A 25,081-nucleotide genomic window follows, 5' to 3' on the forward strand; every position below is an offset into this window, starting at 1 on the left:
AAGGAGTTTCCTTTAGCGGAAACTCCTTTTTGATTTGATTCTACGATATAGACGATATGCTTTTCTGATAACGTTTAAAAGCGGATATGGCAAGCGGATATGGTACTTATCAATAAACGGATAAAAGGTGTAATAAGCTTTTACAAGGTCTGTCCATTTTTTATCAATACCTTCCTTATAAAAGTCAGAAATATCCACTACATACCCTCTTCCATCTTTCATCATGACATTTTTGCCATGCACATCATAAGGGTTTAACCCCTGGCTTCTTGCATAGTCCAAAGCTTTGTTCACATCTTTTATGACTTGTTCTGGAATCTTTATTCCCCGCTGTACGGCATCATACAAGGTAACGCCTGTAAGTCTTTTTAAAATCAAGTACGTCTTTCCCTCATGGAAAAGTTGAGAATAAGCTGGGTGAACGCCCAGCTTTCTATACACTTGCGCTTCTTTTTTTACACCATAAACGTCTCTTCCGTATACTTTTACCACAAATTCAGGATAATTCTCGTGCGTAAACACACCGGCATAGTTTCCTTTACCAATAAGTACCCACTCTTTTGTTTTGTTCGTAACTTCAACTGGATCGTAGTCACTTTCACTTTGAATCATAACTTGCGTTAGTAATGATGTTTCAACTAGCGACACTAACTGTTTAATTGTTTTATCCATAGTCCCCTCTAAAAATCCTTCAGTAATCTCTATCAAATATTACCCTATGATAAATCTCAATGCAGGATGTGTCAATAAATTGACAGCCTGATATAAAGAGGGAAAGTATTTCCGTTCATTCAAGACTGCGTGTGAACTTTGTGGACATTCACATTCAGTTCTTCTTTCATATTCAACATCACGCCCGCCATCGGAGCAATAGACTCGGGCTTAGTCAGTTGAAATAAAAAGCGCTTTGTCATTTCTGACAGAAAAATAGTTACTATTTCAGTGATATAGTCCATGCCTCTTTCCGCTTGATGCTCAATCCCAAGCGGCATATACATATAGCTTGGGACATCAATGGACCCTCCTTTTTCAAAACGGTCAGGTAAAAATTCACTTGGCTCTAAAAAATAATCTTCATGGCGATGCATCATATAAGGGCTAATTAACATAATCTCCCCTTTTTTAATGCTGTAACCATCTATTTGTATATCTTCACGTGCTTGACGCCCAAATAGCCAAAGAGGCGGATACAGCCTCATGCTTTCAGCAATTATTTTGCGCATATAGGTCAGATTTTTGGTTGAAAGTGATTCACCGCTAGCATAGGCCTGAATTTCTTTATGCAGCTGAAGGTGCTCCCTAGTATTTTGAGACAGTAAATGAATAGACCAGCTGCATACGTGCGTAATCATTTCATACATCGAAAGGAATATAGCGTTTAGCTGTTCATATATTTCTCTTTCATCGATGTCTTCCCCGTGAGAATTTAATACATACTGTAGTAAATCATTTCCTTCAGTTTTGTTTTGAACACGCATTTGAACGCGTTCAAAAAGGAGTTGTTCTAGCTGCTCATCTGAGTCAGGCTGGTGCAAAGGTAGACGAATATAAATTTTTCCTAACTTTTCTTTTTTTCTCATAAGCGCTTGAACATAGTGAATTTTGTCTTTATCCTCAATCGAAATGCCAAATACAAGTTGAAGGAGTACAGCTACGACTATCTGTCTGATGTCTTTTACTATCATTCGAAGCTGCCCTTCTTCCCACGTTTCCATATGCTTTTCAATTATTTTTGCGATTGCTTCCTTATTATAAGTTAGATGTTGTTTAAGTTGTGAGGGCTGAATGGGGCTCATGTATAATGCTTCATCTGTCCATAACATTTCTTCACCTAGCAGCGTTTTAAACATATGCGTTAGTTTAATTTTTTGAAATGCCTTGCTGTTTGTAATGACTACATCTTTAATAAGTTGAGGGTCTCTCGTTACATAAAAGCGTTTGTGCGCAACTCTAAATGTTGCAATTTCTCCATACTGAGTCAAGTTTTCCAAAAAACCCAGTGGGTTCTCTCTAAACTTTTGCAGGTGACCGGTAAGCTTATACGACGAGGGGCCCTGTATAACCGGCAATGTTATCACTCCTTTTCTAAAAATGCGGGACTTAAACAAATAAAAGAGTAGTCCACTAAAGACTACTCTTTTTCACACAAAGATATGCTATTGATTTTCACAAAAAATCTTACTTCTTATTCCATATTGATCCATACACTTTTAACTTCAGTGTAATTATCAAGCGCATAGCTTCCCATTTCACGACCAATTCCCGACTGTTTATAACCTCCAAACGGGCTTGCTGCATCAAATACGTTGTAACAGTTCACCCAAACTGTACCCGCTTTAATACCATGAGCAATATAGTGTGCTTTCTTTAAATCCTGTGTCCAGACGCCTGCTGCTAGACCATATGCTGTATCATTTGCTTTGGCAATCAAATCATCAAGATCGTCAAATGGCATAGCAGCTACAACCGGACCGAAGATTTCTTCACGAGCAATCGTCATCGAATGATCAACATCTGCAAAGATAGTCGGTTCTACGAAATAGCCTTGATCAAACGGTATGTTTCCTCCTGCGAGTACTTCCGCTCCTTCTTCAATTCCTTTATCAATATAGGTTTTCACTCGTTTTTGCTGCTGCGCAGATACAAGCGGACCCATTGTTGTCTCATCAGCTAATCCATTTCCTTGTTTAATAGATTTCGTTTGAGAAACTAAATCAGCTACGACATTATCATATAAGCTTTTTTGGACATACAGACGACTTCCAGCACAACATACTTGTCCCTGGTTAAACATAATACCTGAAAGCGCACCAGGAACAGCTTTTGTTAAGTCTGCATCCGGGAGGATGATGTTTGGTGATTTTCCTCCAAGCTCTAACGTCACACGCTTTAAAGAGTCGCTAGCTTGTTTCATAATTGCTTTTCCGACAGCAGTAGATCCCGTAAAAGCAATTTTATCGACAAGATCATGATGAACAAGCGGTTCACCTGCTGTTTTCCCGTAGCCTGGCACAATGTTTAGCACGCCTTTTGGGAACCCTGCTTCATCGGCTAGTCGAGCTAAGTAAAGTGCAGAAAGCGGCGTTTGCTCGGCTGGCTTGAGCACAATTGTACATCCAGTTGCCAAAGCGGCTCCGAGCTTCCAAGCTGCCATTAAAAGCGGGAAGTTCCACGGAATAATTTGGCCAACAACTCCTACTGGTTCATATCTCGTATAGTTAAAATACGCTCCTTGCACAGGAATAGTTTGTCCAACCATTTTAGTCGACCACCCAGCAAAGTAGCGGAAATGTTCAATTGCTAATGGAATGTCTGCATTTGACGTTTCACGAATTGGTTTTCCGTTATCAAGCGTTTCAAGCTGCGCAAGTTCCAATTGATGTGTTTCCATTAAATCAGCTAATTTATAAATGAGTCGACTTCTTTCAGCTGCTGACATCTTTGTCCAAGGTCCATGATCAAAGGCTTCTCTAGCCGCTCTGACGGCACGATCAATATCCTCTGGATTTGCTTCAGCTACATCTGCCAACTTTTCACCCGTTGCTGGATTTACTGTTTCAAACGTTTTTCCTGAAACAGAGTCTACCCATTCGCCGTTAATGTATAGCTGTTTAACTCCTTTTAAAAACTCCACTACTTTCGGACTCATTTCAACTTTTTTCGCTCCAAGATTTTGCATCAAATACATACCTCCCCACGAATTTTGAAAACGCTAACAATGAATATTTTACCATGTTATCTAGTAAAATCAACAATTTCGCATACAATATTCTGAATTTTTCTGCATGTATTCTAGCTACCTAAAACTTATCTTACTAGTACAAATGTCGAAAGAGGCGAAACGTTTACTGTATTTCCTTTCACCGTACGGAGCGTTTTTGTTCCTGCCTGCTCGCCAACAAGTAATCTCCACGTTCTGTTAGAAGGCAAATGAACCGTTTGAGCTTGTTTATTTGCATTATGAATCACCATTATTTCGTTTGCTTTATCTTTGTTGGCTTTAGCATTTAACGTATAGCCTACTACGTTTGCTGGTGCATCAACAAAGCGTAAATTTTGATGAATAGCCTGTGCACTCGTCATTCTAAATGACGAATATTGCTTTCGAAGCGCAATAAGTCCTTTCATGTAATCTACTTCTTGGCTGAAAGCTGCTCGGCGTTTCCAATCTAGCTGATTGACAGAATCGGGTGACTGATAGCTGTTATGGTCTCCGCCTTTTGTTCTCATAAACTCTTGACCTGCATGTATAAAGTTCATTCCTTGAGATGTTAAAATAATAGAAGAAGCAAGCTTGTGCATTTGCTTTTTCGTTTGCTCGGTGTCAGCAGGGTTCGTCAGCTGAAGTTTATCCCATAACGTATGATTATCGTGCGCTTCTACATACGTAACAACTTGATCTGGATCTTCATACGTGGCAGTTGAACGATCATAATCAATTCCAGCTGCTATACTTTGCTGTATGAGCTTTTCTTGTCCCAGTTTTCCATTGACAAATCCGGTGTCACGATCAAAAAATACGCTGCCTTTAAGACCATCTCGCATACCGTCATTAAAGTGAGCGATGCGATTCATGTCCTGAGCGTTTTTCTGGTTAGCTTTGAGCTTAGCGTCAAGCTCGGTTCCTAGATCCCAGCCCTCTCCTAAGACGATAATGGAAGGATCAATTTCATCTAACTTCTTTCTCACTTCATTCATTGTTTTTGTATCGTGAATCCCCATTAAATCAAAACGAAACCCGTCAATATGGTACTCTTTTGCCCAATAAGCCACAGAATCTACAATAAACTTCCGAACCATCTTCCGTTCAGAAGCCGTGTCGTTTCCAACACCTGTTCCGTTGGATAGAGTTCCATCTTCTTTATAACGGAAGTAGTAGCCTGGAACTAGTTTATCAAAGCTATGCTCACTCACTGCATACACATGATTATAGACAACGTCCATTACCATACGAAGCTGCTTGTCATGAAGCGTTTGAATCATTTGTTTAAGCTCAATGATTCTCGTCTTAGGATTATATGGGTTTGTGGAATAGGAACCTTCTGGGACGTTATAATTTTTTGGATCGTACCCCCAGTTAAACTGCGGCTCATTTAATTTCGTTTCATCCACCGTGCGATAATCGTAAATAGGCAGGAACTGAACGTGCGTCACACCTAAATCTTTAATATGACTGAGTCCTGTTTTTACTCCATTTGGTCCTTTCGTATTCCACTCCGCTACGCCTAAATATTTTCCTTTATTTTTGATACCGCTCTCTTTTTGAGACGATAAATCTCGTACGTGCAGTTCATAGATAATCGCATCTTCTGGATTTTTAAATTTCGGCTTATCTGTACTCCACTTTCTCGGATTTGTCTTAGCCAAATCTACGACAACTCCGCGATCTCCATTCACCGTTGTTGCTCGTACATATGGATCAACCGCTTCGTTCCAGCTGTTCCCAATTTTTACTTTGTACGTGTAAATTAGTTCATCTTGATTTCCTTTTAACTCCGCTTTCCACGTTCCTTTTTCACTTTTATTCATAGAAATTTCTTTTACAGCTTTGGAATTCCATGACGAATAAATCACTAGCTTTGCTTCGCTTGCGGTTGGAGCCCACACGCGAAAATTTGTTTGTTTCTTAGAATACGTGTTTCCTAAATCGTTTCCGCTATATGCATACTTTTCGTCAAATTCTTTCGTGCGAACGACATTTCCATTGACTACCTCAGCTGAGCCTTAGCCTTTTTGCTTAACTCTATACGTTTTTGTAACGTCCAAAGGCTGTTTTGTTATGATTTTAACTTTAGTAGTAGTAGTAGCGTCTTCTCTCTCTTTATAAGGTATCACTTTCTCAATTTGAGCTCCGTCAATTTCAATGTCTCCTAAACTCTTAGAAGAGTCAAACGGCACGTTTGTTTCTAAGGTAATTTGGTTAAATGTATCCATCGTCGCTTTCGTGATTTTCCGAGTGATATCTACTCCAGCTCTATCATAATAAATTTGATTTTGTCCTTGAACAATCCATACTTCTACATTCCCACCTTTATCAACCTTGGTAATAAAGCGGTCTCCTCCGTCTTTATTTTCCCAATCGCTGTCACTAGTAGAATGGCGTACAATAAAACCAATTTTGTCAAATAAATTACCACTTCCACTGTTAATGGCGTAGGTCGCCCTCTTCCCAAAATTCGTGTCTTCCGTAAATTCGATTTGCTTCCCTTCTTTTTCATCACCTGGCCATGTCCAAATATTCCACCCGCTGTAATCTCCGTCGTACCGGTGATAATTTAAGGTAACGTTTACTTTATCGAACTTCGGTAAATCTCGGTATTCACCGTCAGGAGGAGACGTATATGTATGTTCATCTCCACTTTTCACCCATACTTCTCCTTCACCGTTCTCCACCGAAACGAAGCGGTCTCCTCCATCTTTTTCCCACGACTCTGTTCGAACAATAAAACCTACTTTGTCATAAGTACCGGGTAATTCAACTTCCGCTACTTTTCCAAATTGATCTTCCCCTGTAAACGCGTAAGGCTTCCCTTCTCCTCCTTCGGGAAAAACCCATAATCCCCATTCCTTTGTATCATTTGGAGCAGGCTGATAGTGAATCATGATTTTAGTTGAGTCTGCTGCAGATGCAAACGATTGCATAAATGGGCTAAAAAAAGAGCTTACTAGTAAGAGTAAAGCCATCAGTACCATTGTATATTTAGTCCAACTACGTTTCAATGAAAACCCTCCCGTAAAATAAAGTACGTACACATTTTTCACTATAACCTTTTTTGGAAGCGTTATCATAAGTATTTTTTCCTATTTTATGCGGTTGAAGAAAAAAAATCCATAGTTAACAATGTTAACTATGGATGCCTTATCTCGTTTACACTTCTGCTGTTTCAGGCGAGATGGTTTGATCGTTGTATACGTTTGTATCTAGCTCTTTTGTCAGTTTACTAGTTACGACTCCGGCTGTCATGCTTCCACTTACATTAAGTGCCGTACGTCCCATATCAATCAATGGTTCTACTGAAATTAATAACCCGGCTAGCGCTACGGGCAAATTCATAGAAGATAATACAAGTAAAGCGGCAAATGTCGCTCCTCCGCCAACCCCTGCTACGCCAAACGAACTAATTGCTACAATGGCAATCAACGTGAAAATAAATGAAGGTGTTAAAGGATTAATACCTACCGTTGGTGCAATCATAACAGCTAACATAGCTGGATATATTCCAGCGCATCCGTTTTGACCAATTGTAAGACCAAATGAACCTGCAAAATTCGCAATTCCTTCTGGAACCCCTAACTGTCTTGTTTGTGTGTTAACATTCAAAGGTAATGCTCCAGCACTTGTACGGGAAGTAAAGGCAAACGCCAATACAGGAAATACTTTCTTAACATATGTGATCGGATTTACACCGATGATTGTTAGAATAACTAAGTGAACAATAAACATAGCTGCCAATGCGACATATGATGCTACAACAAATTTTCCAAGTTTAACAATTGCATCAATATCACTCGTTGCTACTGTTTTGGTCATAATTGCAAGTACCCCATAAGGAGTTAAACGAAGAATTAGCGTCACTACACGCATGACAATTGCATAAAGCATATCAATAATTTTTGAAAATAACGCCGCTTCCTCAGCCTTTTTACGTTTCACGCCTAAATACGCAATTCCAACAAATGCCGCAAAGATGACAACGCCAATCGTAGAAGTTGAGCGTGCGCCTGTTAAATCAAGAAACGGGTTAGCAGGTAATAATTCTACTACTTGCTGCGGGATTGTTTTTGCTTCTAAACTAGATAAATTGCTTTCTAAGTCCTCTCCGCGCTGAAGTTCCGCTTCCCCTTTTGTGATTTGGACAGATTCTAAATTAAAGCTCGTTGTTGTAAAAATACCAATTGCAGCTGCTATCGCTGTTGTAACAAGCAAAATCCCAATAATTAAACTACTAATCTTTCCAATATTGCTCGTCAATTTTAAGCGAGTGAATGCCGCTACAATCGATACAAATACAAGCGGCATGACAATCATTTGCAGAAACTTCACATATCCGCTTCCTACAATGCTAAACCAATCGGCGGTCGTTATCGTTACTTCATGAGTCGGACCATACACCCACTGAAGAGCAAAGCCAAAAATAATTCCTAGTCCAAGCGCTGTAAACACACGCTTTGAAAATGATACATGTTTTTTCTGCATCATAAACAGCCCCGCAAGCAATGCCAGCATAATAAGGATGTTTAGAATGACCAATAAGTTATTCATAGATGTTCCCCCCGTAATTTTTCCATAAATTATGTCTCTATTACTTATAATATAACAATACCAATAAGTCAACTAGGTTTTATACTTTTCCTGAAGACAGTTTTTTTGAATAATTTCGACAAAACAAAAAAGCTAAGGATTTTCCTTAGCTTTCTATTTTACGCTTGTTGCTCCGTTACCAGAGATGGCCTTTCTTTCATCAGACCGGATGTACTACAATTCATATATAGGATTACATTTCATATAATTCATTTAGCCATTTTACAAACAAATGTCTAGGTAATTCTAGTTCGTGAAGCTCGACATATTGAATATCAGATAGCGTCGTTCCTCTAGCCATATAAAAGTACCACTGCCAGCCAATATCTTTAGCAATGGCATAGGATTTAGCTAGATCTTGCCTATTATCTGTCTGCTGCATATCATTCATCCACTGTGTTTCATCCGCTTCATACTCATAATAATGGAGAGTATATTTATCACACCAATACGCAAGGTCTTGATGAGAAAACGGATTTTCTCCGTCACATACTTGAAGCAATAGCATTCTTAAATTTTCCGGTGTATACGGTAATATAATTTTTTGATCTGCACGTCTCATTTTGCTACCTTCCTGACATGTTCGTTTCTTTTATTACATCATGTACGGCTGCGTTTAGCAATAAGAAATGGATGACGTTTTCATTACTTTTCGTTTACAACATTTCAATTGCTTGCAAAAACCGCCGTATCTTCGACATACAGAGGCAGTCGGATTTTAACAATCGTCCCTTTGTTCTGCTCACTCTTAATCTGCAGGGTACCGTGATGATCATGAATAATTTTGGAGCTGATTGTTAACCCAAGCCCCATTCCTTTTTCTTTTAAAGTAAAAAACGGTTCTCCTATATGTTCTAGACGGTCTTTAGAAATTCCTACTCCCTCATCTCTAACTTCTATAAAAATATGATTATCCTGCGCTGTTTTGATTGTAATGTAAATATTCCCAGGCTTATCCATTGCCTCAATTGCGTTTTTAAAAACATTAAGTAATACTTGAATAAGGTGATTCTTATTTCCATACACACTAGCGTTATTTGTTTGTTCATCGTATAAGAAGTCAATGTTTTTCAATAAAGCTTCATGGGAAGTTAAACTCATTACATACTTAACCGCTTCTGTAAGAGAAAACACGCGAAAATGCTCACTTTCAGGTTTTGACAAAAGGAGCATTTCACTAACAATACCATTAATTCGTTCCAGCTCATCAAGCATGATGTTAGCATACCCTACCGCGGATCGGTCTGTTTCTTTCATGAGCTGAACAAACCCTTTAATACTCGTAAGCGGATTTCTAATTTCATGGGCAATTCCAGCAGCTAATTCGCCTACTACAGAAAGCTTTTCCTTTTTTATCAGAAGCGCTTCTGCAAGCTTTTGCTGAGTGATATCCCGTCCAATTGTAATAAGAGCTTTTCTTGAGCCATCATCAAAAAACACAGGTACTTTAATAACATCAAATGTTTTGACCTCGCCGTTTGGTATTTCAAACGCTTCTTCCGTACGTACCTTTTCCTTTTTCCTCCAAGCTTCTTCATCCGATGAAATACAGTGTAAGAAAGCGGCTTGAAAGAAAGGCACAAGCTCCCCAAGTTCTGCATCGGTTTTACCCCTGTAATCAATACCCTTTAAATGATAAAGTTCTCTTCCAAAATCATTGACAGCCACCCATTTGCCAGTCCCATCTTTAAAACAAATAAAATCTGGCATTGAATTTATTAATGTAGCAAGCTGATATTGTTCATCAGACACCTGGGTATGAACCGAACGCATGTGAAGTAAATAAAACGTGCCAGCCGTTACGCCCACTAGTAAGCTATCTTTTATCAAACTGCTAAGAGCATATGCTCCTTTAAAAAATGCCATTGTTTGAAAGACGATGTACACCCCTACAAGCAGAAGACCCGCTACGGCCGCTGCTTTTCGTACACCCTCCCTATTTTTTATCAATATTTCCCACCAGCCTTTGTTTTTTACGTGAATACTCTCTATGTTTCATCAATTAAGTTCTGAATATTCTTCTTACTTTTAAACTAGTTTACCTTATTTTTTTATTCTTATCTAATACCTTTTTTTATTACTTTTGACACAGTTTCTTTTATCTTCTTTATTTGTTTCCGCATTTTCCTTTTATTTGAATTATTTTCTCTATTAAAATAGGAATTTAGATACGGAATATCATGGAACATTTAGGTAATAATACTCTTTTTTGTATTTTCTTAATATTGTAAATTCGAATAGTACCAACTACATCGATAAATTTAGGGGGATTTTAATGAGAAAAACCGTGATTTCTTTGGCTGTAGCAACAAGTTTGACTTTATCTTTTACAAGTGTACAAGCTTCTACTTCTGCAAATGCTTCTCACCATCAAAGTTCTGAACAAAAAGTATTAAAAAAAATCAATGCTGAGAAAATTTATCAAGACATTGCGTATCTCTCAAAAAAACCTCGTGTGGCAGGAACTGAAGCTGAACTCGAAGCTGCTACATTTGTTCAAAAGCGTTTGTCTAAACTAGGCTATGAGAGCGAAGTGGAGCCTTTTACCTTTACCGGTTACACACCAGCAGCTAGTTTTTCACTAAGCGTAAACGGTATCAGCTACTCTCCAACAACTTTTACTTATAGCACCAATGGAAATGTCACAGCTGAAATTGTCGATGGAGGGCTCGGTACAAAAGATAATTTAGCAAACAAAGATGTGACAGGTAAAATTGTATTAGTTCAGCGAGGCACTGTTACTTTTGGTGAAAAAGTATTAAATGCTGCTGAAAAAGGGGCTGCAGCCGTCATTATTTTTAATAATACAGACGGTGAGCTAAACGGAACGCTTGGCGGCGCTAATGATAACTACATTCCATCTCTTGCTGTTACCAAAGAAGCAGGTGAAAAGATTCTTACTTCTATTCAAAAAGGCGAAAAGCCTTCAGGTACAGTAAAAATTGAAGGAGCTGTCGTAAGTGAGCGAACATCTTATAATGTAACCGCTACTAAACCTTCTACTTTTAAGAAAAAAGGAACAAATGATATTATTGTAATAGGTGCTCATCATGATTCTGTGGCCGGAGCACCTGGGGCAAATGACGATGCTTCTGGAACAGCAATGGTGCTTGAATTAGCTCGCGTATTTAAAACTCTTCCTACTGATACAGAACTGCGATTTGTTACATTTGGAGCTGAAGAAGTAGGCTTACTAGGATCCGAGCATTATGTTGGTGAGCTCTCTGAAGATGAGAAAAATCGTATTGTTGGAATGTTTAATTTAGACATGGTAGGAAGTCGAGATGCAGGAGATTTGGTGATGAATACAGCTGATGGAACACCAAATCTTGTCACAGAATTAGCTCAAGCTTCAAGTACAAGATTAAATGGATCACCTACGCCATTCCAAGCTGGCGGCCGCAGTGATCACGTTCCTTTTGCAGAGGCAGGAATACCGGCTGCTCTATTTATTCACAGTCCGTCTGAACCTTGGTATCATACGCCTGAAGATACCCTTGATAAAATAAGCAAAGAAAAACTTCAAGATGTGGCTGAGATTGTTGGAACAGCTATTTACGATCGTTCCCGTCCCGACCAACAAGGTCCTTCCGTTAAAAAGAAAGCAACATTTAAAGCACCTCATCTTTATTACGAGCAAGATGTCAAATAAGAATCTATCCCTGTTATTCATACATGACCAAAAAAGAGATGTTTATGCATCTCTTTTTTTGATAAGCAGATTTCTCAAGGTTTTAAATTCGTTATGCTACAATTATTATAGAGGAACCTCACTTATTGCTTACATAAAAATTTTGACCAAAAGAGGTGTATTTTTTGGATTTTACGGTAGACCATTCAATTCTTTTATTATCTATTCTCCTTGTCATAGGGGTACTTACTGCCAAGTTCTCTACTCGCCTTGGCGTCCCTTCGCTTGTACTCTTTATTATTGTAGGAATGGTTGTTAGCCACTACATCTACTTTGACAATGCTCTTTTAACACAAGGATTCGGAATATTAGCGCTTATCATTATTCTTTTTGATGGGGGCGTGCAGACCAAATGGAAAGATGTCAAACGCGTTGTTCGCCCTTCCGTTTCATTAGCTACTTTCGGAGTCCTCATTACGACAGTTTTAACGGGTGTACTTGCCAAATATATTTTGGGCGTTACTTGGCTTGAAGGCTTTTTATTTGGGGCAATCGTTGGCTCTACAGATGCTGCAGCCGTGTTCTCTGTACTAGGGACACAGAACATCCGCCAAAAACTAAACTCCACGCTAGAAGCAGAATCTGGTTCCAATGATCCGATGGCCATTTTCTTAACCGTTTCTATTATTGAATTAATTCAACATCCAGACTCTCCTATCCTCTCATTAATCCTTAATTTCTTTTGGCAAATGGGAATCGGGCTGATACTTGGTTTAGTACTTGGAAAAGCATCCGTTTGGATTATTAATCGAATTAATTTGGATTCTTCAGGGCTTTACCCTGTGCTTACATTGTCATTGGCCGCCTTAACCTATGGAATTTCCACATTTGTAGACGCAAGCGGTCTACTTGCTGTATACGTAATGGCAGTGGTAGTAGGAAATGCAGATCTAACTTATCGTCACACAATTGTCCGCTTTAACGAAGGTTTTGCATGGATGATGCAAATTTTAATGTTTATTTTACTCGGCCTTCTTGTCTTTCCTAATCAACTGCTAGATATCATTTGGCAGGGTATACTGTTATCTCTTTTACTTATGTTTGTCGCTCGTCCACTCGGCGTATTTCTTTCGATGATGTTTGCTAAATACTCATCTCAAGAAAAACTGTTTATTTCTTGGGCCGGCTTAAAAGGAGCTGTTCCAATTGTATTGGCTACCTATCCTATGATGGCAGGTTTGGAGAACAGCACGCTGATTTTTAACGTCGTTTTCTTTGTTGTCTTAACTTCCGCTCTTCTTCAAGGAGCAACAATCGCTCCTTTAGCCAAATTTCTAAACCTTTCTCAAGGTGAAAAAGAGACGGTTCCTCACAGTCTCGAGCTTGTTTCGATGGGCAAAACCAAAAATGAAATGATTGAGTTGAAGCTCGTGGAACATGCAGATATATCAGGAAAATCGCTTGAAGAACTTCACCTCCCTGAAGACATTTTAGTGACTGCTGTTATTCGAGATGATAAATTACTTACACCTAGAGGAAATACACAAATTTTTGCAGGTGATACATTATATATTCTTATTTCGAAGAAAAAACGAGATAAAGTAAAAGCATTTTTCCAAAAAAATACGTCTGATGGAGATGAAAGAGAAGGAAAAACCAGTTAAAAAATTGGCTAAAGCTTTTACTAGAAAAACAGCACCCGCTTATTGAACGGTGTGCTGTTTTTGCTGCTGCATCAAATAAAGAGATTTATAATTGGGGTGATGTTTTAAAAGTTCTGACACCGTTACAAATTTATACCCCTCTTCCTTTAACTTTGGTAAAATTTGTTTTAATGCTTCAATGGTTTGGGTTCGATCTCCTCCAGTATCATGAAACAATACAATATCTCCTGACCTGGCATGGTTAAGCACTTGACTTACAATTTTACCTACGCCTGGATTTCTCCAATCAAATGTATCTTGATGCCAAGACCAAAGAATAATAGTATACTGCTGATTTTTAGCAGCTTTTACTACCTGATCGTCATAATAGCCAGTAGGTGGACGAAACAGGTACGGTTTTATTCCTGTAATAGCTTGTATACGTTCATCCGCTTTTTCAATTTCCTGTTCAATTCTTTCTACTTCCTGGCCCCTTACTTTCAAATGGCTATATGTATGATTAGCAAGTTCATGACCTTCACGAACTTCTCTTTGAGCAAGCTTGGGAAAAGACGTTATTCGATCGCCCACTACAAAAAAAGTTGCTTTGGCACCGTACTCTTGCAATAAATTCAAAATGGTCGGCGTATATTTAGGATCTGGTCCATCATCAAATGTAAGCGCAATTAACTTCTCATCTTTCATGGGAACTTCCCACACGATATCTCCTGTTTTTTCATAATAAAATCTGCTCTTCTTTGCAGCATCCGCCTGAATACCATAGAAATTAATGGAAACAATAATGATAATTGACAAGCACCATTTCACTCAATGACCTCCTTTTTTGTCTAGGTGTGATTCATGCGTATTGTCAATAAACGCTTTAATACCAACTGCAAATAATCGTTCATCACCCAAACACACGCGCTGTTGACGGCGATTAGCTGCAGAAGTTGATTTACGGTTTTTCATAGTCTTCTCTCCATTACTAATTGATTGTGTTTTTAGCTTTACCAAAAAGTCAAAAATAAACCTACAGCTTCTAACATGACGAAAACATTTTTATATAGTAATTACACGCTGTCTAGCGTTTTGAATAGGAGATATATACATGAGAAAATTTTATTTAGCGCTTCTGTTAATGATAAGCGGAACCATGGTTATACTGCCTTCTGTTAAAGCAATCAGTGAAAGCAACCAGAAACATCAGCAGCTCACCGTAAGCGAACAAGGATATTCTCTTTCATTGCCCGGTGAATATACGATTCAAAAAGAAGAAGAGGGAAAAGATATTCTTTTTTCAACCAAGACTCCCTATACGTGGATGCGAATTGAAGTCCTTTCCGAGAAAGAAAGTACAAGTAAATCATATCTAGATCGTTCAAAAGAATTGTTTGATGACCAGTTTGGAAAATCGTTAAAAATTTCTTCTACATCCCTATTTATTCAACCCGTTGGGTTTGCATCTACATCCGGGAGTAAAAAAGAAACGGCAAAGCTATATGTACTAAGAGAAACAAAAGGGCACCCTGCTTTAAAAATCACGATGGTTACGGCTAGAAATTCTGATGATGAAAAAAAGTTAATTTCAATTGTTAACTCAGTAAAAACGCATGAATGAAAATAGATAAGGAAGCCAGCTATGAAAAAAAAGATATTTCTTGTTTGTTTTATATGTTTGATGAGTGGCTGCTCAACTGCTTTTCGTGAAGAGCTTATCAACACACAAGAAGAAACTCCAAGAGAACGCTTGCCACAGCAAAACTTCACCTATCTTTACAAGGGAAGCAGCAGAACAGATGTGGGTTATCTTAAAAGAAGCAGTAATCAAAAATATACGCTTTACGTACTAGAAGGATACGAGTTTACAGAAGAAGAGCCCCGGAAAGATGTCATTTACAATAAAAAAAATGATGCTTTGTGGATGCGGATTGAAGTGTTTCCCTCAAATAAAAGTGTAGAGGAGCTTAAGAAAGAAACAAAAGACATTTTAAGAGCTGGCTTTTCGGAAGTGGCTTTCCTTGACACGCACCTCATTCACCATAGCTTAGAGATAGAAGCTGCGTACAAAGCTTCCGATGATAAAAGTAACGCATACGGTTTTCTTGTTCGAAAGCAAAATCAACACCCTACTTTCCGGTTAACGATCTTTGCTCCTAAATCCGAAAGGGATTTAACTCCGTTTTTAGAAATGGCGAGAACGCTTCAAAATGCATAAAACAGAGAAAAAGCCGGTTTACAAAGTGTGTAAACCGGCTTTTTCTTTATTTCATATCTAATAGTTTAGTTTTTAAATCTTTTTCCATTTGATATAGCTCTGATTCTGCCTCCGTACGCTTCGTACGTCCTTCTTCTTGTATCTTTAGTACTTCTTCTAACGTAGTAATCAAATCAGACTGCGTTTTTTTCAATGTTTCGATATCAACAATCCCCGCCTCATTTTCACGAGCTACTTCAATCGTATTCTGCTTGAGCAGCTCTGAATTTTTAGTAAGCAAGTCGTTTGTTGTCTTAGATACTTGCTTTTGGGCTTCCATTGCTTTCTTTTGGCGTAATAAAGTGGTTGCGATTACTACTTGATTTTTCCAAAGGGGAATAGCTGTTAAAATAGAACTTTGAATTTTTTCAACAAGGGTCTGATTGACTTCTTGAATTAATCGAATCTGCGGTGCACTTTGAATGGCAATTTGACGGCTCAGTTTTAAATCATGCACTCGTTTTTCTAGCCTATTAATAAACTGATTCAAATCATTGACCTCCTGAGCCATCAAGTAGTCATTTTTTTGAGAAGCTGTTTGCTGAAGCTGGGGCAGCGTTTCATTCTGCAGCCCCACTAACTTGTATTCTGCCGCTGCGATGTAGACGTTAAGCGCCTCGTAAAACTGTTTATTTTTATCATATAAGCTATCTAACATTGTAATGTCTCGATACAGCATTTGTTTTGATCGCTCTAACTTATCTGCGATTTTATCAATTTCAACATTAATGCTTTGATATTTTGTTAATAAATTTTGAATCGGCCTAGAGACTCCTGAAAACAATCGACCGATGACTCCCTTTTTCTTTACAGAAAAGTCATCAGGATTCACTTGGCGAATCTTACTCATCAAATCTCCTATAACGTCTCCTACTGGTCCCGTATCTTTCGTTTGAACATGCTGTAGTACAGATTGAGAAAACTGAGATAGTTCTGACTGAGCTGCCACCCCGTACTGTAAGATAGCCTGCTGATTTTTATAATCAATTTGATTTGCGATTTTCTGTGCTTTTTCCTGATATTCCGGCGTCAAATCATCGTATGTGCTTCTTTTTGCAGCGCGAGAATCCGGTTGTAACTGCGGGGTAGGCGACGCAAAAGGATCATCAAGCAGCGCATCTAACGATTGATTTTGATTATATTCTTTCATCATAAAATCCCATCCTTTGCATTTACATTACTTTGTGCGATTAGTAGCTGTCGGTATATACGGCTGCTCTTCTTCAAATGCTTGTTTTAGCACTTTAAGCTCTACATCTAATGTCAGCTTATCTTGTGAAAGGGCATTTGTTAATAAATGCTCATACTTCCCTGATAACCCGCGCAGCATGTCTTCCGCTTCATGAAGACTTTCTTTTACTTCTATGCTTTTCGTTGGTTTTGATAATAAAAACATATACCTTTCAATGACGGTAACCGTTGATTGTAAATAGTTTGTAAAAAAGGGCTGAACATCTTTATATCGTGCGGGCTCTTTTTCTACCATTTCAATGATGCTTTTGCCTACTTTGTATAGTTTAGAAAGTTCTGTCCACATATGAACAGACCGAATTTTAAAACGATAGCTTCCAATGGTTCTTAATTGCTTTCTTGCCTCTTTTACTTGATGACGAACGTATGCAATTTCTTCTCTATACGGATTTTGATAATGACGTCGAACACTGCTTATAATAAAAAGCAGGCTCATCACGACCATTACTCCTATACTAATGCCAAAGGATTGAATCATCGTGGTACTGAATCCGAAATAGCTGACCGGAACGGCTACTGCTCCTGTTACCCAAATGGCAAGAATCTTTTTTATGATTCGAACGACTTTCATCGCTTTCACTCCTATCTTAAATGTGACCGAACTTTTAAACGTATACATATTATACCATTGTCTTCCCATCTCTTAAAACGATTACTGTTATAATTTATATACGGATAAATCCCTTAAAGGTTTCACAAAACAAAAAAACAGGCAGCTTTTAAAGCTGCCTGTTTTTTATTGATCTTCGCGCTTGTTGTAATCATACTTCGAGCGTTCAATTGGTTTGAACCCTTCTGGTGTATGAAAGCGGAGTAAGTCTCCGTAAACAAGTTTATCTGATAGTTCTAGCTTTTTCTTAACTAGATCATCATACTTATCATACTGTTTCGCTTCCTTATCTGAAAGCTGCTTGCCCGTTGCGTTGTCATACACTTTCTGATCAACTTTTGTTACCTTCGGTGTAACAAAGTCACCGTTACGGAAAGGTACAACTTGCTGATGTTCTTTTGATAATAAGTCTGTACCAAAGTCAATATAGTCTTTTGTATCAAGACCTAATAAATGCATCACTGTTGGACGAACATCTACATCTCCACCATACGTATGATTTACGCCGCCTTTAAGGCCTGGTGAAGTAATAAATAATGGTACGCGCTGCAGTTGAGCTTGTTCAAAATCATTGATGTTTTTACCCATTACTTTGCCCATTGCACGCTTATGGTTTTCAGAAATACCGTAGTGGTCACCGTACATCACAACCATCGTATTGTCTGCTAAACCAGAGGCCTGTAAATCCTCAAAGAACTGCTTGATTGATTCATCTAAATAACGAGCCGTTTGGAAGTATTGGTCAACTGACTTATCTCCCGTATTGTGAGGCCCAATCGTTTGGTCTTCCTTATCTAGTGGATAAGGGAAGTGGTTTGATAACGTAATGAACTTCGCGCTAAATGGCTGCTTTAAGCCTTTTAGGTACGGCATTGATTCTTTAAAGAAAGGTTTATCTTTTAAACCATAGTTCAGCGTATCTTCGTCTGACATATTGTAATAAGCTGAATCAAAGAATTTTTCTACACCCATTGATTTATACATCTCATCACGATTCCAGAACGATTTTCCATTTCCGTGGAACACAGATGTTGTATAGCCTTGCTGATCTAGAATACCAGATAGCGACTGATAGGTGTTATTTGCTTTTGTTGTAAATACAGAACCTTGAGGTAAGCCGAATAATGAGTTCTCCATCATGAATTCAGCATCTGACGTTTTACCTTGCCCTGTTTGATGGAAGAAGTTATCGAAATACATTGTGTTCTGATCTTTTAATAGTGAATTTAAGAATGGCGTTACTTCTTCACCATTTAACTTATAACCAATCATAAATGACTGAAGTGACTCTAATGATATATAGATAACGTTTTTGCCTTTTGCTTGACCAAAATATTCTTTGTTCGGCTCAGCATACGTTGCTTTTGCATAGTTCTCTACCTCAGCCACATCACTGCTATCTGCTAGCGCGCGCTGTGCTGAAGATTTCGAGCTCTGGATGATGTCATAGATCGTATAGTTATACGTTCCTAAATATTTTACTAAATAGTTGCGGTCAAATGTTCTTGTTAATAGTTGAGGACGATCCATTTCCGCTAGTGCGATGTTGGCACTTAAGAATAAAATCCCTGATAAAAATACACCTGTCACAGTACGTCGACTAATTGTTGCTGGTAAGTCAACTTTTTTCCATAATACTAAAACTAAAAGAATAAAGAAATCTGTGAAGTATAAAATATCAGTTGGGCTAATTAAAGCCATAGCACTGCCGCCTAATTGACCAAAGTTGTTTGACTGAGTCAATACAGGGACAGTAATAAAATCATTAAAGAAGCGATAGTATACTACATTTGCGTAAAGGATGAATGAAAGTAAAAAATTCATTCCAAGCAGCGCTCGTACTTTTCCGCGCCCTTTAAATAGTAATGCAATGGCAAAAAAGAAAATTGCCGAACCAATTGGGTTTATGAAAAGTAAGAACTTTTGCATAAAATTATCTAGCCCTAAGTTAAATTCGATACGATAAACGGTATACGTTTTAATCCAAAACAACAAAACTGCAATTAGAAATAACGGCAGCTGTTTCGAAAAAATATTTTTACCGTTTGTCATGAGCTGTTTCATATTCCCACCTCTGTCTCTATTGAAATTTAAGCTCACTTTTATTTTTATAGTAAATGTAAAAAGAAATCTCCCTTACAAAAAATGTAAGAGAGCTAATCTGTTCTTTCACATTTTAACTCTTTAAAAAAAATTGTCAACACCGCTACGTATAATTTTCACCAAACGTGAGAAAATAACTACTTTCTTATTCCCAGCTCTATCGGCTTTCAAACACAAATGTATCCTGCTCTTTTTTCTTCTAACTATTTAATACGGACAGCTTCTCTTTAGGTTTCACTATTTTATATTTATTTTTTATTTTGTCCACTATACATATAAATTTAACACTTGCCTTAGTTTTCCTTCTACTTTACAAGAGAATGCATAAAAGCACTTGTGAATATTTGTTATATCAACACCTCATATTTTCTTTTCTTTCTACAGTAAACCACATATTTTGAGTTATTTCTTTCTTTAAATATGAAAAAAATGTGTCAATTTGCATCGAAAATTTTTATTTTTTTACCTTTTTGTTTATAATATAAATTATAAATATTATTTGAAATTTCAGATCTCTTTCATATCTGATCTAGAAAGTGCATTTTTTATATAAAATTGGAATGAGTGCAGGCTATGCAAACTTGTATACTTGGAAGTTTAAACGTCTTACATTTTTATAAAGGAGAAAAAATGAAAGAATGTATTGTTTTCATTACAAATATTATTAATGTATTGCACGATGGATTAATTTATATTTTTTATTTACTAGGATTTTCTCTTTCAGATAAAGAACTTCACTTCTGGATTATTGGCATTATTGGACTGCTCACGTTTTTAAGCGTTTATATGATCTTCAAATTATTGTCAAAATGGAAATTTAGTATTACAGCTATTTCTTTTATCTATACCCTTACCGTTATGCTTGTCTTAGTTTTTGCCATTGAAATTCAGCAAGGAATTACTACTCGAGGCAACATGGAATTTGATGATGCCATAGCAGGCTTATGGGGATTTTTAGTCTTTTTTAGTATTTATATCGCCTTTGCTTCTTTTTTTCTTTTATCCAAGAAATTATTGTCTTCGAATAAGGAGAAAAAAATAAAAAACGAGGCTCCTACTCGGAGCCAAAGGCACGTTAATTAATTTCGTTTGAGTTTCAAAACGACTTGATGAATCCGTATTCGATTATATCGTTGAACTAAAATAAACGGTACGTTTGCAATAATGGCATAAATAACCATCCAAACACCTATAAAAGGAGAGTTCCATATAAAAAAAAGAATAGAAGGAAGTATGCTGATCCAGTGAGTTAACTCTGCTCGATTTGTTTCAATTAAAAAAAGCTGTGCATATTCCTTCGTTCTGCTCTCCCATTTCTTTTTATAAAACCCCCGTTTAAATAGCTTTCCTGCATCAGGAAGCCACGTTTTCCATCGGTGTACCCCGAATTTTTTATATATTCCAACTGTTTCCCAGCTGTGAACCTTAAACAGCGCAAGGTCCTTTTTTAAATAAAAGTCAGAAATTTTTGTACACCTGTGGGCGATGAACATGTGAATCACAAACCATGCCATGATATTAATTAAGAGCTGAGCACCTGTCATTTTATCACTTTTTTCTTTTTTTCTTCCTCTATAGATATGCTGCGTTCTTTCCATTTAACTTGCTTTCTCACCGCTGTTTGGATGAAAGACCATACGAATAGACCCAGAAAAAACAGCACATGAATAGGAAATAAGCACAAAGAAAAAAAAGTAAACGAACCTATTTTTCTTAAGCTATTAAATAAGAGACTTACATAGCAAACATAACTGCTAATTGCCAAGCCTGCATGTTGATTCCATAGAGTAGGTAAAAAAAGGACATAATTAATCATGCTAGTAAGCCATAAACTTACTAGAAATAAATAAATGGCTTCCGTTTTCCCCGCACCTGAAGCAAAACTTTTACTCCACCCTCTTATAAGGCTTTTCATACCATTTGGATACATGCGCATGGAAAGAGCTCCTTGTCCACTCATACACGTAATAAATTCACCTTGTTTGTTCATTTTCTCAACCAGTGCCATATTTTCAACCACTTCTTTTTTTATCCCTTCGTGGCCGCCGCTTTGAAAGTAGGAGGCTGCGCTGCAAAGCAAGCACTGCCCGAAACCGACAGAAGGACTTTTCCAATTTTTAAAGGGGTGAAAAGCGCCAATCGATGCAAACGTAACATAGTGAAATAGAGCTGAAAACATTTCATAAGGCCTCTTAACAAGATGGTAAGGATGAACCGACAGCACACCCCCTTGCTGTTGATAGTAGAAAAATACTTTTTCAATTCCGTCTTTCTCTACTGTAATATCAGCATCTAAAAACAAAAACAACGAGCCTTTTGCTTCTCTTGCTCCATTCCAGCATGCCCATGACTTTCCTAGCCATCCAGCTGGAAGTGCCCCCGGGTGCACTACTTTTACGCCGAATGCTTTGGCTACCCGCTCAGTATTATCTGTTGAGTTGTCATCTACAACAATCACTTCAAAGTCAGCGTCCTGTAACTGGAGTGACTGCAATAAAAAGGTAAGGTTTCTTTCTTCATTTCTAGCTGGAATAATAACGGACAAACATGACATATCGTTTCTTACTATTTTTACACGTTTAAATGTAGGGATAGTGATGACAAGCGTACCTGTCAAGACAAGAGCAACCAGTAAAAAAGACATCCCTTTCTCCTTTCCTTCACGTATGAAAATTAGCGAACTGGACAAAATAAAAAGTTGTAAACCTATTTTTATTTTGCGTGAAGTCATTTTATACACATTGTTGACAACTCGCTTTTGTTTTATAAGGAGGAAAAAGATGAAAAAGAAAGTAATTGTTGTAGGCGCAGGTTTAGGTGGTCTGTCAGCTGCTATTCGTCTGTCAGCTGATGGATACGATGTAACAGTCGTTGAAAAAGGCGAGCGAATTGGCGGTAAGTTAAATATTCGCAGCGGCAAAGGATTTTCTTTCGATACAGGGCCTTCTATTTTAACAATGCCGTGGGTGCTAGAGCAGCTGTTTGAAAGTGCAGGCCGCAATATCCATGACTACTTAACAATAGAACGAATTGAGCCTCAGTGGAGAACTTTTTTCCAAGATGGAACACAAATTGATTTGACCAGTGACCTCCCCCGTATGCTTCAGCAGCTGCAAGAGCTTGCTCCAGAAGACATTGAAGGTTTTTTTGACTATTTATCTTATGCAAATAAAATGTACGAATCGAACTTAAAAAGTTTTTATAAAAAAAGTTTATCTGGACTGCATGATTTACGAACGATGCACACGGTAAAAGAACTGCTCCAAATGGATCCAATGAGATCTATGGATGCTACTACACGCAAATATTTTTCAAATCAACATCTGCGTCAATTGTTTAATTTTTTAATTATGTACATCGGTTCTTCTCCTTATCATGCACCGGCCGTATTAACACAGCTTGCTCACGTTCAGCTAGGATTGGGTATTTATTACGTAAAAGGCGGAATGTATAAAATTGCTGAAGCAATGGATAAGCTCCTTCAAGAACTTGACGTCACTGTGCATCTAAATATGCCAGTAAAAGAAATTACGACAAGCGGAGAAAAAGCAACTGGAGTTACACTGGAAAACGGTGAAAGCCTATCAGCGGATATTGTGGTATCTAATTTAGAAGCAATTCCAACTTACCGCTATTTATTAAAAAATCATGTGCAAGCAGCTAAGCAAACTCAGCAGCTTGCAAAATTTGAACCTACTGTTTCTGGCCTTGTTCTTTTATTAGGGGTTAACAAACAGTACAAGCAGCTTCAACATCATAATTTCTTCTTCTCAAAGGATCAGAAAGAAGAGTTTGATACAATCTTTAACAAAGGTCAACTAGCCATGGATCCGACAATTTACATTGGCGTATCGTCTAAATCAGACCCTACGCAAGCTCCTGAAGGAAAAGAAAACCTGTTCGTTCTGACTCATGTACCTGCTTTAAAAGAAGGAGACGACTGGGCTGCATTAAAAGACCGCTATCGTGATGTCGTATTGAAAAAACTTGAGGCAATGGGGTTGGAAGGATTACGTTCAAGCATTGAGTTTGAATATACGTTCACTCCTAATGATATCCAAGAACTTTACGGTGCTAATGGCGGGTCCATTTATGGCATAGCAACTGACCGCAAGAAAAATGGAGGTTTTAAAATCCCAGCAAGAAGTCAGCTTCTTTCTAACCTTTATTTTGTAGGCGGCTCTACACACCCTGGAGGCGGCGTGCCAATGGTGACATTATCAGGTCAGCTTACAGCCGACGCAATTAATGAAGATTTTCAGATTCCGCGTATGCAAAAAAAAGATATTGGATAATGAAAAAGTGCAGGAAATTCCTGCACTTTTTTTTAAAAGTTCATTTTGGACTGTCCGCCGTCTACGTTTAACGTCGCACCTACTATCCATGAAGCTCTGGAAGATGCTAAAAAAACAACGGCGTTTGCCACTTCTTCTGGCTCTCCAAAGCGCCCTGCTGGTATTTCATTTTCAACAAACTGCTTGATCTTATCCGGATTTTCCTCCATTCTCTTTTTCCAATTACCCGTCTCGTGCAAAATGCTTCCCGGCGCAACTCCGTTTACACGAATTCCTTTAGAAATCATTTCATCTGCAAACGACTTTGTAAAGCTGATGAGCGCTGCTTTTGCATTATTGTATGTGACTTTCCCTCCACTTTCCCTTCCAAAAATAGACGTAACATTTACGATTGCCGCATCTTTTGTCATATGCGCCGCTGCTAGCTTGCTCAAATGGACGGCTGAAAAGTAGTTTAGCTCCATCGCTTCTTTGAAAAGGGATAAATCTGTTTCCATTGCCTTGCTTCCATTACTTCCTCCAGCGTTATTAATTAAAATATCAATGCTTCCGAAGTCTTTAATGAACTTCTCAATTAACGCAACTCTGTCCGCTTCGTTTGTTAGATCTGCTGTATATGTACGTACGTTTTCTAATTCTGACTGTGCAAGCTGTAATGCTTCCTCTCCTCTTGCGGCGATTCCAACGTTTGCTCCTTCTTGAATAAACAAAGCAGCTATAGCTTTCCCAATTCCTTTTGACCCACCGGTAATGAGTACATTTTTACTTTGCAACTGTAAATCCACACGTATCCCTCCACGTTAAATGATAATTACTATACTTTCTATCATAACTCACTGCATGTCAAAATTAAAATCATATACTGTTACTGTTTTACCTTTTTATTCCTTTTAAATCGCTGCGTTTTATGGATACGTTCTTTGAATTTATTGTCAGAACTCTTAGCAAAAACAAGCCTTTGCGTGATATAATGCTTTTTGGTGTAAATG

At 38.0% G+C, this 25,081-nt stretch carries 20 protein-coding genes and 1 pseudogene; 6 read left to right on the forward strand and 15 right to left on the reverse strand.

Features of this window, described 5'->3' with window-relative positions; translation table 11 throughout:
- Positions 1–12: 12 nt before the first annotated feature.
- From SB717_RS13170 to SB717_RS13200, 7 genes and pseudogenes are all read right to left on the reverse strand, one after another.
- Positions 13–672 carry a serine/threonine-protein kinase gene (locus tag SB717_RS13170; RefSeq protein WP_029714125.1) on the reverse strand — a complete coding sequence of 220 codons (660 nt, stop codon included), beginning with the start codon at positions 670–672 and terminating at the stop codon, positions 13–15.
- A gap of 119 nt (positions 673–791) precedes the next feature.
- Complete coding sequence (locus SB717_RS13175) at positions 792–2,078, reverse strand: cytochrome P450 (RefSeq protein ID WP_074682217.1); 1,287 nt, start codon at positions 2,076–2,078, stop codon at positions 792–794.
- 107 nt (positions 2,079–2,185) lie between these two features.
- Positions 2,186–3,679, reverse strand: coding sequence for an aldehyde dehydrogenase family protein (locus SB717_RS13180; protein WP_013082880.1), 1,494 nt, complete (start codon positions 3,677–3,679; stop codon positions 2,186–2,188).
- 128 nt (positions 3,680–3,807) lie between these two features.
- Positions 3,808–6,789: pseudogene (gene pulA / locus SB717_RS13185) on the reverse strand (type I pullulanase).
- Positions 6,790–6,868: 79 nt separating this feature from the next.
- Positions 6,869–8,263, reverse strand: a complete 1,395-nt coding sequence (locus SB717_RS13190; RefSeq protein ID WP_410903886.1) for an L-cystine transporter — start codon at positions 8,261–8,263, stop codon at positions 6,869–6,871.
- A 232-nt stretch (positions 8,264–8,495) separates the two neighbouring features.
- Positions 8,496–8,864: a hypothetical protein gene (locus tag SB717_RS13195; RefSeq protein WP_013056739.1), complete on the reverse strand. Its 369-nt coding sequence runs from the start codon at positions 8,862–8,864 to the stop codon at positions 8,496–8,498.
- Positions 8,865–8,968: 104 nt separating this feature from the next.
- Positions 8,969–10,252, reverse strand: coding sequence for an ATP-binding protein (locus SB717_RS13200; protein ID WP_410903887.1), 1,284 nt, complete (start codon positions 10,250–10,252; stop codon positions 8,969–8,971).
- Between the two features lie 325 nt (positions 10,253–10,577).
- Between SB717_RS13200 and SB717_RS13205 the strand changes: the two genes are divergently transcribed.
- Both SB717_RS13205 and SB717_RS13210 read left to right on the forward strand, forming a co-directional pair.
- On the forward strand, positions 10,578–11,954 hold the full coding sequence (locus SB717_RS13205; RefSeq protein WP_410903888.1) for a M28 family peptidase: 1,377 nt from the start codon (positions 10,578–10,580) through the stop codon (positions 11,952–11,954).
- A 164-nt stretch (positions 11,955–12,118) separates the two neighbouring features.
- Complete coding sequence (locus SB717_RS13210) at positions 12,119–13,597, forward strand: potassium/proton antiporter (RefSeq protein ID WP_098620921.1); 1,479 nt, start codon at positions 12,119–12,121, stop codon at positions 13,595–13,597.
- A gap of 39 nt (positions 13,598–13,636) precedes the next feature.
- Here the strand turns inward: SB717_RS13210 and SB717_RS13215 are convergent, their stop codons facing one another.
- Positions 13,637–14,404, reverse strand: a complete 768-nt coding sequence (locus SB717_RS13215) for a polysaccharide deacetylase family protein (protein ID WP_029714999.1) — start codon at positions 14,402–14,404, stop codon at positions 13,637–13,639.
- Positions 14,405–14,548 (reverse strand): hypothetical protein, encoded by a 144-nt coding sequence (locus tag SB717_RS13220; protein ID WP_013056734.1) that lies wholly within the window; start codon positions 14,546–14,548, stop codon positions 14,405–14,407. It abuts the gene before it with no gap.
- Positions 14,549–14,687: 139 nt separating this feature from the next.
- On the opposite strand from SB717_RS13220, the gene SB717_RS13225 reads away from it, so the two are divergent.
- Both SB717_RS13225 and SB717_RS13230 read left to right on the forward strand, forming a co-directional pair.
- Complete coding sequence (locus tag SB717_RS13225; RefSeq protein WP_410903889.1) at positions 14,688–15,197, forward strand: hypothetical protein; 510 nt, start codon at positions 14,688–14,690, stop codon at positions 15,195–15,197.
- Between the two features lie 21 nt (positions 15,198–15,218).
- Positions 15,219–15,794 (forward strand): hypothetical protein, encoded by a 576-nt coding sequence (locus tag SB717_RS13230; RefSeq protein ID WP_410903890.1) that lies wholly within the window; start codon positions 15,219–15,221, stop codon positions 15,792–15,794.
- Positions 15,795–15,840: 46 nt separating this feature from the next.
- On the opposite strand, the gene SB717_RS13235 is transcribed toward SB717_RS13230, so the two are convergent.
- The 3 genes from SB717_RS13235 to ltaS all read right to left on the reverse strand — a co-directional run bounded on the left by SB717_RS13235 (position 15,841) and on the right by ltaS (position 19,758).
- Entirely contained in the window at positions 15,841–16,986 is a 1,146-nt protein-coding gene (locus tag SB717_RS13235; RefSeq protein WP_410903891.1) for a toxic anion resistance protein, read from the reverse strand.
- Between the two features lie 24 nt (positions 16,987–17,010).
- Positions 17,011–17,655: a 5-bromo-4-chloroindolyl phosphate hydrolysis family protein gene (locus tag SB717_RS13240; RefSeq protein WP_074682006.1), complete on the reverse strand. Its 645-nt coding sequence runs from the start codon at positions 17,653–17,655 to the stop codon at positions 17,011–17,013.
- Positions 17,656–17,820: 165 nt separating this feature from the next.
- Positions 17,821–19,758, reverse strand: a complete 1,938-nt coding sequence (ltaS, locus tag SB717_RS13245) for a lipoteichoic acid synthase (protein WP_029714994.1) — start codon at positions 19,756–19,758, stop codon at positions 17,821–17,823.
- 669 nt (positions 19,759–20,427) lie between these two features.
- Between ltaS and SB717_RS13250 the strand changes: the two genes are divergently transcribed.
- On the forward strand, positions 20,428–20,880 hold the full coding sequence (locus SB717_RS13250) for a hypothetical protein (RefSeq protein WP_028408776.1): 453 nt from the start codon (positions 20,428–20,430) through the stop codon (positions 20,878–20,880).
- Here SB717_RS13250 and SB717_RS13255 read toward each other — a convergent pair.
- The gene (locus tag SB717_RS13255; RefSeq protein ID WP_312036178.1) at positions 20,877–21,395 is read right to left on the reverse strand and encodes a glycosyl-4,4'-diaponeurosporenoate acyltransferase CrtO family protein; all 519 of its coding nucleotides are present in this window, start codon (positions 21,393–21,395) and stop codon (positions 20,877–20,879) included. The genes SB717_RS13250 and SB717_RS13255 overlap by 4 nt on opposite strands.
- Complete coding sequence (locus SB717_RS13260; RefSeq protein ID WP_029714459.1) at positions 21,338–22,441, reverse strand: glycosyltransferase; 1,104 nt, start codon at positions 22,439–22,441, stop codon at positions 21,338–21,340. Before SB717_RS13260 ends, SB717_RS13255 begins: the two co-directional genes overlap by 58 nt.
- 136 nt (positions 22,442–22,577) lie before the next feature.
- Between SB717_RS13260 and SB717_RS13265 the strand changes: the two genes are divergently transcribed.
- Complete coding sequence (locus tag SB717_RS13265; protein ID WP_410903893.1) at positions 22,578–24,092, forward strand: phytoene desaturase family protein; 1,515 nt, start codon at positions 22,578–22,580, stop codon at positions 24,090–24,092.
- 32 nt (positions 24,093–24,124) lie between these two features.
- Here the strand turns inward: SB717_RS13265 and SB717_RS13270 are convergent, their stop codons facing one another.
- Positions 24,125–24,877, reverse strand: coding sequence for an SDR family NAD(P)-dependent oxidoreductase (locus SB717_RS13270; protein WP_029714461.1), 753 nt, complete (start codon positions 24,875–24,877; stop codon positions 24,125–24,127).
- Positions 24,878–25,081: the final 204 nt, after the last annotated feature.

The organism is Priestia sp. SIMBA_032, from assembly GCF_046535215.1.
GTDB lineage: Bacteria > Bacillota > Bacilli > Bacillales > Bacillaceae_H > Priestia > Priestia aryabhattai.